This is a genomic window from Vibrio sp. V23_P3S9T160, assembly GCF_963886625.1.
Taxonomy (GTDB): domain Bacteria; phylum Pseudomonadota; class Gammaproteobacteria; order Enterobacterales; family Vibrionaceae; genus Vibrio; species Vibrio anguillarum.
In genome coordinates this window covers 24,037-40,147 of record NZ_CAWPDB010000011.1, presented here as the reverse complement: position 1 = coordinate 40,147, position 16,111 = coordinate 24,037, and the positions used below count along the sequence as shown (strand labels likewise).

The 16,111-nt window shown below is 44.3% G+C and carries 11 protein-coding genes; 5 read left to right on the top strand and 6 right to left on the bottom strand.

What is annotated here, in order from left to right; genetic code table 11:
- Positions 1 to 7: 7 nt before the first annotated feature.
- Genes AACU59_RS00645 through AACU59_RS00635 form a run of 3 tightly spaced genes read right to left on the bottom strand, consistent with a single transcriptional unit; the run spans position 8 to position 4,022 of the window.
- Positions 8 to 1,918, bottom strand: coding sequence for a bifunctional diguanylate cyclase/phosphodiesterase (locus AACU59_RS00645; protein WP_013868206.1), 1,911 nt, complete (start codon positions 1,916 to 1,918; stop codon positions 8 to 10).
- Between the two features lie 5 nt (positions 1,919 to 1,923).
- Positions 1,924 to 2,586 (bottom strand): transglutaminase-like cysteine peptidase, encoded by a 663-nt coding sequence (locus AACU59_RS00640; protein ID WP_202598905.1) that lies wholly within the window; start codon positions 2,584 to 2,586, stop codon positions 1,924 to 1,926.
- Between the two features lie 44 nt (positions 2,587 to 2,630).
- Positions 2,631 to 4,022 (bottom strand): HlyD family type I secretion periplasmic adaptor subunit, encoded by a 1,392-nt coding sequence (locus AACU59_RS00635; protein ID WP_094144596.1) that lies wholly within the window; start codon positions 4,020 to 4,022, stop codon positions 2,631 to 2,633.
- A 297-nt stretch (positions 4,023 to 4,319) separates the two neighbouring features.
- Here AACU59_RS00635 and pdxH point away from each other — a divergent pair, with 297 nt between their 5' ends.
- Entirely contained in the window at positions 4,320 to 4,955 is a 636-nt protein-coding gene (gene pdxH / locus AACU59_RS00630) for a pyridoxamine 5'-phosphate oxidase (RefSeq protein ID WP_017042341.1), read from the top strand.
- Between the two features lie 39 nt (positions 4,956 to 4,994).
- Here pdxH and AACU59_RS00625 read toward each other — a convergent pair whose 3' ends face one another.
- From AACU59_RS00625 to AACU59_RS00615, 3 genes are all read right to left on the bottom strand, one after another.
- The gene (locus AACU59_RS00625) at positions 4,995 to 5,711 is read right to left on the bottom strand and encodes a helix-turn-helix transcriptional regulator (RefSeq protein WP_017044931.1); all 717 of its coding nucleotides are present in this window, start codon (positions 5,709 to 5,711) and stop codon (positions 4,995 to 4,997) included.
- Positions 5,712 to 6,020: 309 nt separating this feature from the next.
- Positions 6,021 to 7,841, bottom strand: a complete 1,821-nt coding sequence (locus tag AACU59_RS00620) for an SUMF1/EgtB/PvdO family nonheme iron enzyme (RefSeq protein WP_094144597.1) — start codon at positions 7,839 to 7,841, stop codon at positions 6,021 to 6,023.
- 156 nt (positions 7,842 to 7,997) lie between these two features.
- The gene (locus AACU59_RS00615) at positions 7,998 to 9,101 is read right to left on the bottom strand and encodes a PEGA domain-containing protein (protein ID WP_176428352.1); all 1,104 of its coding nucleotides are present in this window, start codon (positions 9,099 to 9,101) and stop codon (positions 7,998 to 8,000) included.
- Between the two features lie 425 nt (positions 9,102 to 9,526).
- Between AACU59_RS00615 and AACU59_RS00610 the strand changes: the two genes are divergently transcribed.
- The 4 genes from AACU59_RS00610 (at position 9,527) to putP (ending at position 16,044) form a co-directional block, all read left to right on the top strand.
- Entirely contained in the window at positions 9,527 to 10,351 is an 825-nt protein-coding gene (locus tag AACU59_RS00610; RefSeq protein ID WP_017042345.1) for an AraC family transcriptional regulator, read from the top strand.
- A 291-nt stretch (positions 10,352 to 10,642) separates the two neighbouring features.
- Positions 10,643 to 13,765, top strand: coding sequence for a bifunctional proline dehydrogenase/L-glutamate gamma-semialdehyde dehydrogenase PutA (gene putA / locus AACU59_RS00605; RefSeq protein WP_094145574.1), 3,123 nt, complete (start codon positions 10,643 to 10,645; stop codon positions 13,763 to 13,765).
- Between the two features lie 21 nt (positions 13,766 to 13,786).
- Entirely contained in the window at positions 13,787 to 14,485 is a 699-nt protein-coding gene (locus tag AACU59_RS00600; RefSeq protein ID WP_017042347.1) for a 1-pyrroline-5-carboxylate dehydrogenase, read from the top strand.
- 68 nt (positions 14,486 to 14,553) lie between these two features.
- A complete protein-coding gene (putP, locus tag AACU59_RS00595) occupies positions 14,554 to 16,044 on the top strand; it encodes a sodium/proline symporter PutP (RefSeq protein ID WP_017044927.1) in 1,491 nt (496 codons plus the stop codon).
- Positions 16,045 to 16,111: the final 67 nt, after the last annotated feature.

Sequence of the window (16,111 nt, the reverse complement as noted above, 5' to 3'; positions counted from 1 at the left end):
ACCTTTTTTATTTATCCACAATAAAGCCTTGGAAGACTTCTATAAAATGCTCGGAAAGGAAATCAAGTTGAGTTTGCGTTTCTACCCTTGACGCAATTGTGGTGATTCCTAAATTGTGTGCTGTGCGAGAAATCGACGTTAAGGTGAATTTTTGCTTTTCATCGTCGAGATGGTGAGTAAATAGATAATCGAGTTTCACGTATTTTGGACGGTACTCGTTGATGTAGTCTAATGATTGGAAATTCCGGCCATAGTTATCGACACCAAAGTCTGCGCCGGCTGCTCTTATGGCATTACAAAATAGCGCCGTATGGTGAGGGGCGTTGAGGAATGCGTTTTCCGGTATTTCAAAGTGTAGGTTCTCACAGATAGAGCGATGCTTCGCCAGAGTCTGAGTGACCCAACGAATAAAACTGGGTTGAGAAAGACTGCTTTGAGCGATATTAATGGCTAATGGTTCGGCTATCTCTCCCGTTTCGAGCTTGCGAATCATCGTTTCAATAACATATTCATCAAAAATATGGCTGGCATTGAGTTGGTCGAGTGCAAATAAGTATTGGTTAGCGCTGTAGCGTTTGCCATCGTGCTCAATCGCTGAAAAAACTTCGCGGTGGAAAGTTTGTCCCCAGCTATTATTGGCTGACTGCAAACGGAAACTGAACCAATCGTTATGGATAGCTTCTTCAACCAATGCTTTCCATTGCTGTTTACCCATCACAGTTTGTTTGGTTTCACTGCTGACAAAGCCGTAAATCAGCTCTGGATTTGCAGTTGCAATGGCTAGCGCGTTGTCGAGCAAGGAAAGTAACTGCGTTGAAGATTTTGGTTCTTTATTATGAACAACGCCTAAAGAGACTTTGGCTGATGCCATACCAGTCGGGTCGGCTAGAGTGTCTTGCACAAAATTCATAATACTATCGGCGATGATTTTGAGTTCACTCTCTTCCATGTTGGGTAAAATAAAGCCAAACTCTTCGGTAGAAATACGTGCCAGAGTCACATCAGGTGAAGTAATCGACACTTTTAGATGCTCAGCCAAATGGCGCACCATACCATCGCCTGCTTCATAACCCTTTTCTTCGTAAAGCTCTTTGATAAACTCTGCTTGCAAAATAGCAGCGCCACCTATGGCACTTTCTGATAGCCAACTACTGAGTTGACTCATGTAATAGGCGCGGTTGCCAAGTTGAGAAACTGGGTCAATATAAGCACGCTCACGCAGTTGCTGCGCTTCTTGCGCCTGAGCTTTGAACGCTTTTTCAACCTGCGCTGACATGCTATTGATACCATCAACTACATAAATCAGATCTTTGGTCGCTGGCCGCGGTAGCGGTTCACCAAAATGGTTGCGTGCGACTTGCTCCATTTTTTCGACAATCATCTGCAGCGGGCGTAAAGCGCGCTTCAGAATGAAAGCGATGGCGGCAAGGCCAATCACAAAAATAGCGCTAAACGCGATAAGTAGCCGAATCAGCGCCTTCCATAATTGCGCATAGGCCTCGCCAGGGTGGCTGACAATTTCGACTTCAGCAAGCTGCATCCAACCACTGGTTACCACGCGTTGATCATGGATCGGTGCAAACAGGTGTAAATTGGTAAACCATTGCGGAACGTTATTAGGTTTTACAGGGTAAGATCGCAGAATCTCTTCGTCATCGTCTAGAAAAATCAATCGTACGACTGAGTAAGAGCTGCCATCAAACAAGGCATTGATAACCGACTCAACCGCAATCTTATCTTTCTTCTCCAAATAAGGTGCCAGCGCCAAACCGACGGTGTTGATGGTGTTGTTGACTTCAGAGCGCTGCTGCTGCTCTAAGTTGTTGCGGGTCGTATTGAATTCAATAATAAAGACTGAGGTCATCAGCATAATGAAGACGGCAATCATTCCCGCGACAAGTTGTTTATATAGCGTCATATTACTTACTCATCGTAACTTACAATTGGTTTATTCAATTTTAGCGAGCGTTCCCGTTCACGTAAGTCATTCCAAAGACTTAATCGTGAAGAGTCTCCTGCAAGCTGGCCATTTTTGGATTTCATTAGCCATAAATTTTTACCGTTAAAGCTGTAGATCGGTAACAGATCACGGCGTGTTGATGCTGGCTTAATCTCAGGGTTTATATTGTCTAAAATTAAGGGCTCGGCATTGGGTGTTGAATAGTACGCAAGAACCATATGAAACTGATTTAATTCAATGGCTTTAACATACACGAGGCGCAACTTTTTATCATCGATACCCAGTTCAAGCAGGGAGAAGTACTTCGCAATTGTGAAATCTTCGCAATCCCCTGCGTTGCTTCCTAGAAACTCAAGTGGTGTCGCCCAGTAGTCATTTTTCCCCCATAAATCGATATCATTAACAAAGTACAGCTGATTGAAAAATCGATTTATTTCGGTCAATTTGTCACGTTCGGGAGCATTTTGGTGTTTGGCAATTTCTTTGCGCCATGTTTCGGCGCGTTTTCCCGCTCTTGTGCCATAGGTAAGCGCGACCGCATCGACCCACTGCTGCTCTTTGGTGTTGAGCGCTTGGGGGGATGAGGGCATAAATAGCAGTAAAACCAGTGGCAGCCAAAACTTCATCAAAAACCGTCAATCATGAATATATTAAAAAGCATAAGTGAACCTTATTCTCTTAGCGCATTTTTTTGTGCACTGAGTATGGGTTTTAGTAGATAATCCATCACGGTCCGTTTACCCGTAATAATATCAACAGAGGCCGTCATTCCTGAGATGATAGGCAGGTTAGCATCATGCCCTAAGCTGGTTTGATTGGTCCTTACTCGGACTAAATAATAGCTTTTGCCTTCTTCATCTTGAGTGGTGTCGGCACTGATATGCTCAAGTGTCCCTTCCAAGCCGCCATATTTGGTGAAATCATAGGCGCTGAATTTTACTATGGCAGGCAATTCTGGTCTTAAGAAGGCGATGTCTTGTGGGGCAATTTGCGCTTCAACAAGCAAGGTATCCTCTGTTGGGACTACTTCAACAATATCCATACCGGGCTGGATAACACCGCCAAGGGTGTTGACGTAAAGCGTCTTAATCGTTCCTGTCACAGGCGATAGCACAACAGTGCGATTTACCTTATCTTCAAGCCCAACGGCTGATTCTGTGATTGCTGAAAGTCTATCTTGGGCTTCGTTCAGTTTGTCTTGCTGCTGTGAGCGAAACTTTTGAGCCGCATCAATACGGTTGAGCACCGCTTCGCGAATCGCTGATTTTAATACTGGGATGTTAAGCTCGCTGGTGGTCATTTCACGGCGAGTATCGTTTACTTGGCGCTGTAGTTTCAGCAGCTCAATTCGTGGCACGACACCTTCGTCTGCTAAAGGTCTAGTGATCTCAAGTTCTTTATTCGCAAAATCATAACTTTGGCGCAAATTTTTCACGCGCGCTTGTATTTCAACCAACTCTTGTAGTTTCTGTTTGACTTGTTGATCTAAAAGAGAAAGTTGGTTGCGTAAGTTATTAAGATCTTGCCGGTAGGCGGCCCTTTGTCTATTAACTAAATCGGGTTGGTTGTCTGTTAACAGCGGTGGAAAGGCGAGTTTGTTATAGTCAATTTTGACGCTATTTTGCCAGTTGTCATCATCAATTTCTTCGTTAATCATCACGCTAGTAATGGAAGCGGATAGCTGTAGAACACTGGCGGTAAGGTTAGCGACTTGTTGTTCACGTTCGCGGTAGTCTGAGCGGAAACGAGTGTCATCAATTAATAACAGTTGTTGGCCTTTTTGCACTCGTTCACCTTCGCGAACCAATATCTGTTTGACTAAGCCTCCTTCCAAGTTTTGAACCACTTGAACTTGCGATGACGGAACGACTTTGCCTTGTCCAACTGTCACTTTGTCGACCTGTGCCCATGAGCCCCAGACGATGGCTAAGAGAAAAAAACAGACCATAACCCAGAGCATCACACGTGCACTGTTGGGCGTGTTCAGTAGCAGAGCCGCCGTTTTGTCGTCTACGTACTCCAATTCTGTCGAAGAGAGCTTGTTATAACTCTTGTTGCTCATCGCTTATCCTTTGCGCCTAATAGTAGTGTATTTCCCTTTTCTACTTAAAGCTGTAGAGGGAGACTACAACTGTAAGTTGTTTGGGTATATTTGCTTGATTTTATTACTTGTCTAGCAAAATGTTAAGGATTTGCCACTCATCATGAGATTACTATTCACCATTTGAATTGATTGTACTTCCTATTGCGTACGTTCTACAGAGTTTAGCTGTGAATTACTGATTTTGTTGAACCTGAGCACTCTTGAGTTATGACGATGATAGGCGCACAATCGTCAAAAATTTCATAAGGAGCAGAGATGGAACTTTCAGACATCCGCCGCGAATACATAAAAGGCGGTTTAAGACGCAAAGATTTGCTTTCAAATCCCATTGAGCAGTTTAACCTTTGGCTGCAACAGGCTATTGATGCCGGTCTTACCGATCCCACAGCGATGACAGTGGCAACGGTTGATGAAAATGGACAACCTTTCCAACGTATAGTGCTATTAAAAAATGTCGAAAAAGACAGTTTTGTTTTCTACACCAATTTAGGCAGTCGCAAAGCGCAGCATATTGAACACAACAATAAAGTCAGCTTGCACTTTCCTTGGCACCCATTAGAGAGACAAGTGCACATCACAGGAACGGCTGAAAAATTGTCGGCTTTTGAAAACATGAAATATTTTACTTCTCGTCCTAAAGATAGCCAAATTGCCGCGATAGCGAGTCGCCAGAGCAGCCGTATCTCAGCACGTGGTATTTTGGAAGGTAAATACTTGGAGTTAAAAAAGAAATTTGAACAAGGTGAGATCCCAGTTCCGAGTTTTTGGGGAGGATATCGCGTTAGGGTTGAATCGATAGAATTTTGGCAAGGTGGTGAGCATCGTTTGCATGATCGCTTCTTGTTTACGCAACACGATCAACAGTGGGACGCTGAACGTTTAGCGCCATAAGGCCCACTTGTTAAAAGTCAGTCGCAATGAATGCCTCATTTATATGGGGCATTCACTATTGAGTACCACGGATAATTGCGTTTTGAGCAAGGTCTTGGGGATGTTTGAGCCATAACCTTGGTCTAGAGCCATATCGATAAGTTGCTCTTTACTGTGGGCTGCAAATTTATGTCGCAATTTTGCTTCATAGCCTTCCACTGTTTTTATCGAAATCTTCATCACCCGAGCAATGTGTTTGGGCTTTTTTCCATAAAGCAGAAGAAAAAGAACCTCAGATTCTCTTGTGGTTAGGGGCCCGGAAATGGGCTCTAGAACACCCGCGGAATGCTGTGTGGTCGTTAAACCTGTTGCCCGACATATCCAATGTCCTACTTCCAAAATTGCGGTATCAGTTAGCTCTTGCCCGAAAAAAATTGTACCTTGAACCTCACCTTGTGCGTTGAACCATGGAGTTTTGGTGAAAATATGAGCGCGCCAAGAACCGTCAGCATAGGGGTGGATATCCAGCACTTTTAACGGTTTTTTTGTGGAGATTACACATCGATCTTGTTGCTGGAATTCTGCGGCGCAAGCGGTTGTCGGGCTTGGCATTTCAAAGTCAGTTAATCCAATGCACTGTTTTGCATCACTAACACCAATTAATTTGCCATAAGCATTGTTTGCGTAAACAAAAACCGAATTAAGATCTTTGCAACCCCAATATCCCGGAAGCTGTTGAAACAATGAAATTTGTTCTGCGCTGAGGAAATTGACCATAGCGGGTTCTCCTAACAATGATATTGATATAATACCAATGGCATGGCGGGTTGTAATCCATAGCGGTATTTGAACATAAAAAAAGCCAGCCTGAAGAAGGGCTGGCATAAATACAAGAATTGCTTCTTGTCGACGTGTAGAAGAGGTTCTATGAATGCTGCGAGGGTGTTGCAAATTCATAGGGATACCACATGGATATCAAATATCAAACGTGTTTGATATTCAACATCACTTTAGACGACGAGAGTGCAATAACAAAGGGGGGAATTCCCCCTTTGTTATATAAATGGCTGAGCTAGTTCAGCTTACCTAAAGTTCCCTAATGACCCTGAAGCCAACATAATTTGCAGAAGTAGCAGGAGCAATAAACAAATTACCATAAGCCGCCGACGTTGCAGGGGAGAAGCTCCATGCTCCACCTTTTGCTTGACCTCTTGAGTCATTTGTCCATTCCCACACGTTACCGACAACATCATAAAGGCCTAGGCCATTGGGAGCGAAAGACTTCACAGGAGAGGTACTTTTATTTGACCAAGGTGTACCACTCCAGCCAGTATTCGCTTTCCCAGTTCCGAAATCATCTCCCCACCAATAGTCTGTTTGTGTACCAGCGCGAGCGGCAATTTCCCACTCTTCTTCTGTCGGCAAACGGTATTTATAGCCAGTTTCCTTACTTAGCCAGCGAGTGTAGGCCTTCGCATCATTTTGGCTAATACACACCACTGGCGAGTTGCTCAACTGCTTAAAACCAGGGTCGCGCCAATAGCTACCTGCAATCGGAGTAATTTCAGATTCGGCGACTGCTGTGCACAGTTTTTGTAGCTCAGCATCAGTTTGGTAGGTGGTTTGATTCACAAAGGTTTCAAATTGACCCACAGTTACGGGGGTTGAACCAATTGCGAAAGCATGATCAAGGAAAACTTGTTTCGATGCGTGCTCGCCAATCAAATATTCGCCTGAGATCAAAGTGACTAACTCAGGAGCTTTAATATCCCCTTTGAGGGAATCAGCAAATTTATGTCCAGGTTTAAGTAGGTTGTCTTTTTCTCGTAGGTTCGCTCTTAATGTATGATCTGAGGTGATTTTCAGCTCTTGATTAAATGAGTAATACCCTTCTTTCTCAATCGTAATCATGTGCGGTCCCACTGGAAGCATCACTTCGACGGGAGTACTACCATAGTTTACATTGTCGATAGAGACTTTATCACTGTATTGGTTCGAGCGAATCGATAGGGTAACCCAAGCAATTTCTTTCTGTTTTTCTGTATTGGCTGAGTATTCGCCTGGGGCGAAACAGTATTGTGATTCGACATTCAGCAACCGACATGGTGTGTTTTCATCCGGTCTTGCATCAAGCTGAACATCTAGTACGGCTTTGTACTTATTGCCATTGTAGAAACCTGAATCTACGGTTTTATGGCGCAGTACATGAATATTAAAAGAGACATTGGCCAGATGTTGTTGGACGAGCTTGGCCTCACTTGTGGCCTCTATTAACTTGGTTTGATACTGGTTTACCGCTTTCTGGAGCGCTAAGTCAGTGGTCTGTTTCGAGCATTGAGCCAATGTCATATCGGCACTACAAGCGTTAGTAAAGCTAACTTTCTCGGTGCTATTCTGTTTGAGTTCATCTCTTAAGCGCTCAACTCGCGCGCGTAATTTATGCTGTTCTAGCTCATTGATATTTTTGCTGACCGTGCTCTGCTCGGCCCTTTTTTGTGCCAGCAGTGCTTCTGACTCTTGGCGTTTTTGCTCAGCTTCTAAACGGTTTTTTTGATTCTGCTTTACATTAGCCCAAGCCGCTTGGTAGGCATTTTGTGAAGGCATGATGTCCAGTTCAGGATCATCAATCATTTTCATGTAATCGCGTTCTAAGTCAGTTTTTGCTTTTGCAAGTGCCTTATCAAGGAGTTGGGCTTGCTTTGTTAGCCTGTCTAACTCACTGTTGTGGTTGTTCACAACCACTTGTTGTTCATGGGTAGCCTTCTGGGCTGCCTGTAATTCGGACTGTTTAGTAAACAACGCATCATCAATGGCAATTACTGAGGAAGGCGTTCCTTCTGCCATCGTCGATGTTGCCACTAAGCAAGGCGAAAGTGCTAATAAGAGAGCGGGTAAACCTTGTCGCATTATTATCTACTTCAGTTAAGTTATTAGTTCATTGTGTCTATTCTAAACGAAAACACCATTTTGTCTGAAGTCATCTTTCAATAACTTAATGACAAAATGGCGTTTTAACCGCATCTTTGTGAATTACGACAGAAAAACAGAGTTTTTTTGAGGTAATTAACCCTCTTTATTCGGTCTTAGCTTTATCCAAACCGTATCATTGCCGTTAATTGTTAATACCCGGTTGTAGGTTTCGTAGCCATCTTTAGAGACGGTAACTTGGTGGCGGCCATTGGGCAAAACAATCTCAACAGGTGTACTGCCGTAGTTAATACCGTTGATGGTTACGGCATCGTTGTATTGATCCGACCTTACGGTCACATTTGCCCACTGTTTGTCATTTTTTTGCGTACCTTCAGACACGCCGCCTTTCAAACAGTATCGAGTTGACACGTTAAGCAGTTTACACGCAGCCACCGCTTCTGGTTTCGCTTGAAGCTGAGCTTGCATTTGGGTGAAGTATTCGTTGTTGCCTTCAAAACCACTGCGAATAATTTGGCTATCTTGTACATGGATGTTAAGTTCCACGCCTTTCAGGTTTTGCTTGGCAATGAGCGATTCGGTTAGGTCATCAAGCAACTTTGCCCGAAACGTTTTTACCGCTTTTTGTTTGGTAAGGTGCTGTCCCTGATTTGAACACTCACCGAGTGTCATTGTCGTTGAACAGGTGGTTTTATAGCCAGTTTCAAGAACACTACTTTCACGCAGTTCGGCTTCGAGACGTTTGACCCTAGCTTCAATGCGTGACTCTTCGAGGTTCGCATACTCATTACTGAGACGAGCTTGCTTTTGTTTTATTTGAGACAAGCGCATTTCAACTTCGGTCATCGCTTGATTATTCTCAAGGCCTTCAGCTTGGTTCTGCTTCACTGATGCCCATGTTTCTTGGTACTTCTTTTGAAACGAGGCTAAATCTGTGTCTGGATCATCTAAAAGACGGCTATATTGTTTGTCCAAAGCAGACTTGGCTCGATTGCGTTTAGCATCAAGTTCTTCACTTTCTCGTTTAATACGAACATGTTCATTTTTAAGTTGTTGAAGCTTAGCTCCCTCTGCTTCGTATTCTGCAGAAATCGCGTCGATTTCCGTCTGTTTAGTAGTCATTTTTTCATCGATAGCGGTGACAGGATCTACCTGAATAACTTCTTCCGCGTACACCGATGCAGATACCCAAAAAGGGCTTAGCGCAAGCAATAGCGCTGGGATGCGACGTGTGATCATAGGTCCCTGCAACAAATTAACGTTTAACCACAAAAGTGGGAAAGACAAACTTTTGACAGCTTTAATGGATAAGCTGTATTCATAATGCAAAATTTATTCCGAACAATAGCAAAATTCACTTAAATCTATTACTAGGTGACTGATTTTGTAAATTTTATAATTGTGCATCTTCATTTTGAGCTAATAGCGAAATATGCAAGTCTCTATTTTCGATCTATTTAGGGGTTTTGGGATTGAACACACATTGACCGTAATTTATGTGCACTTGATCATTGTTCCGTTTTGAAAAATCGATCTCATTTCACCCCTAAACTTAAGCTTCATATGCACTTTGATGTTTAATTTTTAAAAAAACACAGCTTTGTTTTCGCTCCTGATAGTTTTGTTATAACATCAGCTTCTAACCTCAACCATGATGCAGCAATATGAGTGACTTTTCTTCGGCTAAGCTATCTAACTATCAACAAAATGACAAAGTTTTGTCGCCTAGGCCGGCAGAGTTAGTGACATTACCCTCGTACATGGAGTGTCATGATCATAGTTATACCCAAGTCGTTATCGGATTAAAAGGCCAAGCTGAGTTTGAAGTACAGGGTGTAGGCAATTTGGTGGGGCCGGGGCAAGGTTGTGTCGTTACCTCTGGAACTGGCCATGCGTTTGGTGGTGTCGTTGGGCAGTCGGATATCTTAGTGCTTAACCTTCCAATCTCCTGTGGAGATGACCCTTTGCTTCTACAAAAAATGAATGAGTTGTCGAATGCGGATATTTACTTTCAGCTGGATGGGCAAATCCAAAAGCTGATCCAATTGCTAGTTAAAGAGATGCAATCGAGTCCTGATGATTTACTGTTGAGCCGTGCCTGCAATGACACCGTTATGGCATTACTGCAACGCCATATTTCTGTATTTGAAACGCATCGCAAAGAATCTCGTTTTGATCTTGAAGCGATTGATCGTTATATCGATCTGCACCTTGGTCGTAAAATTTCAGTCGCTCAATTAGCGGGCCGCGTTTATTTAGGTGAAAGCCAATTTCATATGTTGTTCAAAGAGCAAATGGGGATCACGCCTCATCAATATTTGTTAGGTAAACGAATTGATATGGCAAAAGATTTGATTGAGCAAGGTTGTTTGAGTTTTGGTCAAATTGCGGAATTAACGGGCTTTTCTGGACAAAGTACCTTCACTCATTCATTTACTCGCTTGCAAGGTATTTCTCCATCGCAATACCGAAAATTGTGTCGTCGCTAATTCTTTATATCCCTGCCTCTTTTTTGTTTGTAATTCCCACATCATTTTTATATTGCTTGCCTTGAACTATCGGCAACACGTGCACCTTTAGTTAAATTTTGGAAACAATGTTGCTATTTTCTGCTTTGTGCATGATGTCAATTGATGTGATTGTGTTTTTATTTTGTTAATAGCCAGAGTTTTTAGCAAAAAACTCGGAGTTTTTGACAAGTATTCTTCTCGCGCTCAAAATACACTGCCAGCCATTGCAGGAAACCCGACCTTTTTCGGGAGTGAGATTGAGGAAAACGCATGTTTACAGCAACAGATGTGTTGAATGCAGAGTTTATCGAGCAACCGCTTGATAAGCTGTGGTCGCTGATCTCTCCACTTTATATGGTGGACGAATCTCAATGGCTGAAGCAGTTATTACCGCTGGCAACAGCTACAGAATCAGAAAAATCGGCGATATTAAATAAAACAACCCAGTTAATCGAAGCGATCCGAGCCGACAAAAAAGCGGTGCAAATGATCGATGCCTTATTACTTGAGTACAGTTTAGATACGCAAGAAGGTATTTTGTTGATGTGTTTGGCTGAAGCTCTGATGCGCATTCCCGATGCGGAAACCGCGGATGCTTTTATTAAAGATCGCCTCAGCGTTGCAGATTGGAAATCTCATCTGAAAAATTCTGACTCTGTCTTTGTCAATGCGTCCACGTGGGGGTTGATGCTGACTGGTAAAGTGATTGGCCTTGCTGATGTGGATACGACTAGTCCAACGCAGGCGGTTAATCGTCTAGTGAATAAGCTTTCTGAGCCAGTGATTCGTAAGGCGATGCACCAAGCGATGAAGGTGATGGGCCACCAATTTGTGCTAGGCCGAACGATTGAAGAAGCACAAAAAAATGGCCGTCCTATGCGTGATAAAGGCTATACATATTCATTTGATATGCTCGGCGAAGCGGCGTTAACCACGGCCGATGCCAATAAATATTTCAAAGATTATTTGATGGCGATTGAGGCGGTTGGCCGCGAGAAATATGGCTTATCAACCAGCCCGGCACCGTCCGTATCAATCAAGCTTTCTGCATTGCATCCGCGTTATGAAGTGGCTAATCAAGAGCGCGTGCTGAGCGAGCTTTATAGCACACTGCTACAGCTTTTAGCCCGTGCTATCGAGCTGGATGTGGCGATCACTATTGATGCAGAAGAAGCAGACCGTTTAGAGCTGTCATTAAAGCTATTTGAAAAGATATATCGCAGTGAACCCGTGAAAGGGTGGGGGAAATTTGGTTTAGTTGTACAAGCTTACTCTAAGCGCGCTTTACCCGTTTTAGTTTGGCTTAATGGGTTGGCGAAACAGCAAGGTGATGTGATCCCACTGCGTTTAGTCAAAGGGGCGTATTGGGATAGCGAAGTGAAGTGGTCTCAGCAAAGTGGCTACAGCAACTATCCGGTATACACACGTAAAGAAGCTACTGATGTAGCCTATTTGGCTTGCGCTCGTTTTCTTTTAAGCGAGGGCGTTCGTGGCCATATTTTCCCTCAATTTGCCAGTCATAATGCACAAACCGTGACCGCGATTGCGGTGATGTCACAACACAAAGATTTTGAGTTCCAGCGTCTGCATGGCATGGGTGATGCTCTTTATCATCATGCAATGAAAGCCTATCAACAATCGGTGCGAATTTATGCTCCAGTAGGTAGTCATAAAGACTTACTGCCTTATTTAGTTCGTAGATTGCTTGAAAATGGTGCGAACAGTTCGTTTGTGCATCGTTTAGTCGATGCCCGTTGTCCGATTGATACGTTAACGCAACATCCCGTCGATATGTTGCTCTCGTTTGATTCTTTACCAAATAACAAAATTCCTTTGCCACCGCACATCTTTACCGAGCGCGTTAATTCCTATGGTGTCAATATTGATATTGAAAGTGAGGCAACGCCTTTTGAAGCGAAAGTAGAATGTTGGCTCAGTAAACAGTGGCATGCTTCTCCTATAATCAATGGTGTTGCTCAGTTCGAAAGCATGATCAAGGCAGGGGTATCGCCGGAAGTTGTGACTGCGCCTTATGACCGTAGGAAGCATGTTGGACAAGTGGTATTTGCCAACCTTGATCATGTTTCCGAAGCTATCTCAATAGCGGAGCAATCCTTTGCTGCTTGGAAGCAAGAAGAGCACAGCGTTCGCGCGGGCAAACTTGATAAACTTGCTGATTTACTCGAAGAGAACTTGGCTGAACTGGTCGCCATTTGTCATCACGAAGCCGGGAAAACCATTCACGATAGCATTGATGAAGTCCGCGAAGCGGTAGATTTTTGTCGCTATTACGCCAAACAAGTTTCCGCGTTAACACCCTTTGAAGTGACGAGTTTTGATAATGAAAAGCGAAAAGTAAGCCGTGAAGGTCGCGGTGTTTTCGTGTGTATTAGCCCATGGAACTTCCCTCTTGCGATTTTTCTTGGGCAAATCACGGCAGCGTTAGTTGCGGGTAATACGGTCGTTGCCAAGCCCGCAGAACAAACCAGTTTGATTGCTTCGCGTGCCGTGGAACTGATGTTGGAAGCTGGCTTTCCTGCTGGCGTTATCCAATTGTTACCTGGACGTGGTGCAGAAATTGGCAGTGCGCTGACTTCTCACCCTGCCATTGCCGGTGTCGCGTTCACTGGATCAACGGCGACCGCACAACGTATCAATCAAGCTCTTGCTCAACGTGACGCCGCGCCAGTGCCGTTGATTGCAGAGACGGGTGGGCAAAACGCGATGATCGTTGATAGTACGGCTTTACCCGAGCAAGTGGTGAGAGATGTGATTCGTTCTGCCTTTGCTTCGGCCGGGCAGCGCTGCTCTGCATTACGAGTGCTATTTGTTCAACAGGATATTGCCGATCGCATCATCAGCTTGATTCATGGTGCGATGAATGAGCTCAAGATTGGTATTCCTTACCTCCACAGTACAGATGTCGGCCCTGTTATTGATGAAAAAGCCAAACAAAAGTTGCTCTCTCACATTGAACAGATGACCAAGACACAGACCAAAGTTGCGCAATTAGAACTCAGTTCGGAGTGCCAACACGGCGATTTTGTACCGCCAGCGGCTTTTGAAATTTCAGATATTCACTGCTTAACCGAAGAGCAATTTGGGCCGATCTTGCATATCGTGTGCTTTAAAGCGCGTGAGCTGGCCGATGTAGTGCAGCAAATTAATCAAACTGGTTTTGGTTTAACCATGGGGATCCATAGCCGCAATGAAACGACGTATCGTTGGATAGAAAAACACGCCCGAGTAGGTAACTGTTACATCAACCGTGATCAAGTGGGTGCGGTGGTGGGCGTGCAACCATTTGGTGGGCAGGGGCTTTCTGGTACCGGACCAAAGGCAGGTGGCCCACATTACTTATACCGTTTTACTCAAACTGAATTTTCTCAGTAATAAAGGCTCAGGAGAATTAGCATGGTTCATCAAGTAACACGTTTTTCTGACGCTTTTTCAGCATGGGAAAATTGGAATATCACCGATTTTGATTCTAAATGTGAGTGCTTACTTTCATTTAAAAATCTACTAGAAAGCGCTATGCCACAACTGGCAACAGTGATTTCTTATCATCTTCATCAGGCATCGGCGCTGTTGGCGCATTCGCATCAATTGATCGGTCCTACTGGAGAAACCAATGAGCTATACACCGCAGGTCGGGGCGTGGCTGTGATCATCCAAGGTGAACACAGTGATAAAGCGCAACAGGCGGTGGCAGCTCAGCTTTGTGCCGCTCTTGTGGCAGGCAATAGCGTCGTCTTATGTAGTGACGATGCGATGTTGATTCGAACACTGCAAGCGGCATTTGAGCAGTCAACACTCCCTACTAATCTCATTCAGTTTACGTCTTTTGATGCTTATCATCCGTTGATGGCGTCGGACGTTCGAAGTGTAGGTTACGTTGGGAACACTTCGGTTGAGCGTAGCCTCAACCGTCAGCTAGCTGATCGTAATGGTGCGATTGTCAGCCTAGTTTCTGAAACGGACTTGAGCGCGATCCCCGTGGCTCATGATCCTCACTTATCGTTGCGCTTTATTACCGAGCGTACTCGCACAATAAATATAACAGCAGTGGGTGGTAATGCGACCTTGCTTGAGCTTGGTAGCGAAACCCATTAATCCTTTCTGTTTTATCCTCTTCTTCGGAAGAGGACATGGAAGGCGATCTTTTAAAGAGGACAAACACAATGGAAAATAGCTTTGCTATTACAACCACCTTTATCCTGTATCTTATTCTGATGCTGGCTATTGGTGTGGTTGCATACCTTCGAACGAAGAACTCCGCAGATTATTTCTTAGGAGGGCGATCACTGGGCCCTTGGCCTGCGGCTTTATCGGCGGGTGCATCTGATATGAGCGGTTGGTTATTGCTCGGTTTACCTGGTTACGCGTACGCCGCTGGTATTGAGGCTTTCTGGCTAGCGGGTGGCTTATTATTGGGCACATGGGCGAACTGGTTAGTGAATGCTAAGCGCTTGCGCACTTATAGCATCACTACAGATTCATTAACATTACCTGAATTTTTATCACGCCGCTTTAATGATAAATCTAAACTGATTCAAACCATTTCAGCCTTCTTTATTTTGCTGTTCTTCCTCTTTTATACCAGTTCTGGCCTTGTGGCTGGCGGTAAACTATTTGAAACGGTATTTGGTTTAGATTATTCAACCGCAGTTATTATTGGCACCATTTGTGTGGTGTCTTATACACTGTTTGGTGGATTTTTAGCCGTTTCTTGGACTGACTTAGTGCAAGGCCTATTGATGGCAGCGGCATTAATGATTGTGCCCATCGCGGCAATCAACGGTGGTTTGGGTCAACTGAGTCAAGATCTATCCGCAATAAACCCAGAGCTATTGACGCTGTGGCATGATGTGAAAGGTGAGCCGTTAACGGGTGTTGCCATTATCTCATTAATGGCATGGGGGCTTGGTTATTTTGGTCAACCCCATATTTTGGCGCGCTTTAAAGCGTCTCGCTCAAATAAAGATCTCACCACAGCACGTCGTATTGCGGTCATTTGGACCGGTTTATCCATGGCGGGAGCCTTGTTGGTTGGCTTAGTTGGGCTTGTTTATGTGACGAACACCGGTTCGCTGGAGCTGGCAGATGGTGAAAAAATCTTCATGCTGCTAGTGAATGCGATTTTCCATCCAGTTATTGCAGGTATTTTGCTTGCGGCTATTCTTGCGGCAATTATGAGTACCGCTGACTCGCAATTATTAGTTTCTTCCTCTGCGTTAGCGGAAGATTTTTATAAGCAAGTCATCAAGCAAGATGCAACGTCGGAGGAGATAGTTCGTGTTGGCCGCTTTGCTGTGATTCTAATTTCTATCGTTGCGTTAGTGCTGGCCATGACACCAGATAGTTCCGTGCTCGGCTTAGTTTCGTATGCATGGGCGGGCTTTGGCGCCGCATTTGGCCCTGCAGTGGTATTGAGCCTTTATTGGTCTCGAATGAACCGCAATGGTGCACTAGCCGGCATTATTGTTGGTGGCGTGACAATTGTGGTTTGGAAACAACTGTCTGGCGGTTGGTTTGATGTGTATGAAATTGTTCCTGGGATCATTTTCTCTGTACTTGCGATCGTTGTGGTGAGCTTAGCGACAGCTGAACCCGAAGAGAGCGTGAGAGCACAGCACGTGACCTTTAAAAAGCAGCTGGTTGAACTAGATTGACATTCATACCGTTGTTCAATAGCTAGCCCCTTTCTGAGGGGCTTTTTTGTACAGGTTAGATTGTGTA

What these genes read in the sequence shown, in the direction of transcription:
- putP (WP_017044927.1), top strand. Translation starts at nt 14,554, where the DNA reads ATGGAAAATAGCTTTGCTATTACAACCACCTTTATCCTGTATCTTATT.
- AACU59_RS00640 (WP_202598905.1), bottom strand. Translation starts at nt 2,586, where the DNA reads ATGAAGTTTTGGCTGCCACTGGTTTTACTGCTATTTATGCCCTCATCC.
- AACU59_RS00620 (WP_094144597.1), bottom strand. Translation starts at nt 7,841, where the DNA reads ATGCGACAAGGTTTACCCGCTCTCTTATTAGCACTTTCGCCTTGCTTA.
- AACU59_RS00600 (WP_017042347.1), top strand. Translation starts at nt 13,787, where the DNA reads ATGGTTCATCAAGTAACACGTTTTTCTGACGCTTTTTCAGCATGGGAA.
- AACU59_RS00615 (WP_176428352.1), bottom strand. Translation starts at nt 9,101, where the DNA reads ATGATCACACGTCGCATCCCAGCGCTATTGCTTGCGCTAAGCCCTTTT.
- AACU59_RS00635 (WP_094144596.1), bottom strand. Translation starts at nt 4,022, where the DNA reads ATGAGCAACAAGAGTTATAACAAGCTCTCTTCGACAGAATTGGAGTAC.
- AACU59_RS00610 (WP_017042345.1), top strand. Translation starts at nt 9,527, where the DNA reads ATGAGTGACTTTTCTTCGGCTAAGCTATCTAACTATCAACAAAATGAC.
- pdxH (WP_017042341.1), top strand. Translation starts at nt 4,320, where the DNA reads ATGGAACTTTCAGACATCCGCCGCGAATACATAAAAGGCGGTTTAAGA.
- AACU59_RS00645 (WP_013868206.1), bottom strand. Translation starts at nt 1,918, where the DNA reads ATGACGCTATATAAACAACTTGTCGCGGGAATGATTGCCGTCTTCATT.
- AACU59_RS00625 (WP_017044931.1), bottom strand. Translation starts at nt 5,711, where the DNA reads ATGGTCAATTTCCTCAGCGCAGAACAAATTTCATTGTTTCAACAGCTT.
- putA (WP_094145574.1), top strand. Translation starts at nt 10,643, where the DNA reads ATGTTTACAGCAACAGATGTGTTGAATGCAGAGTTTATCGAGCAACCG.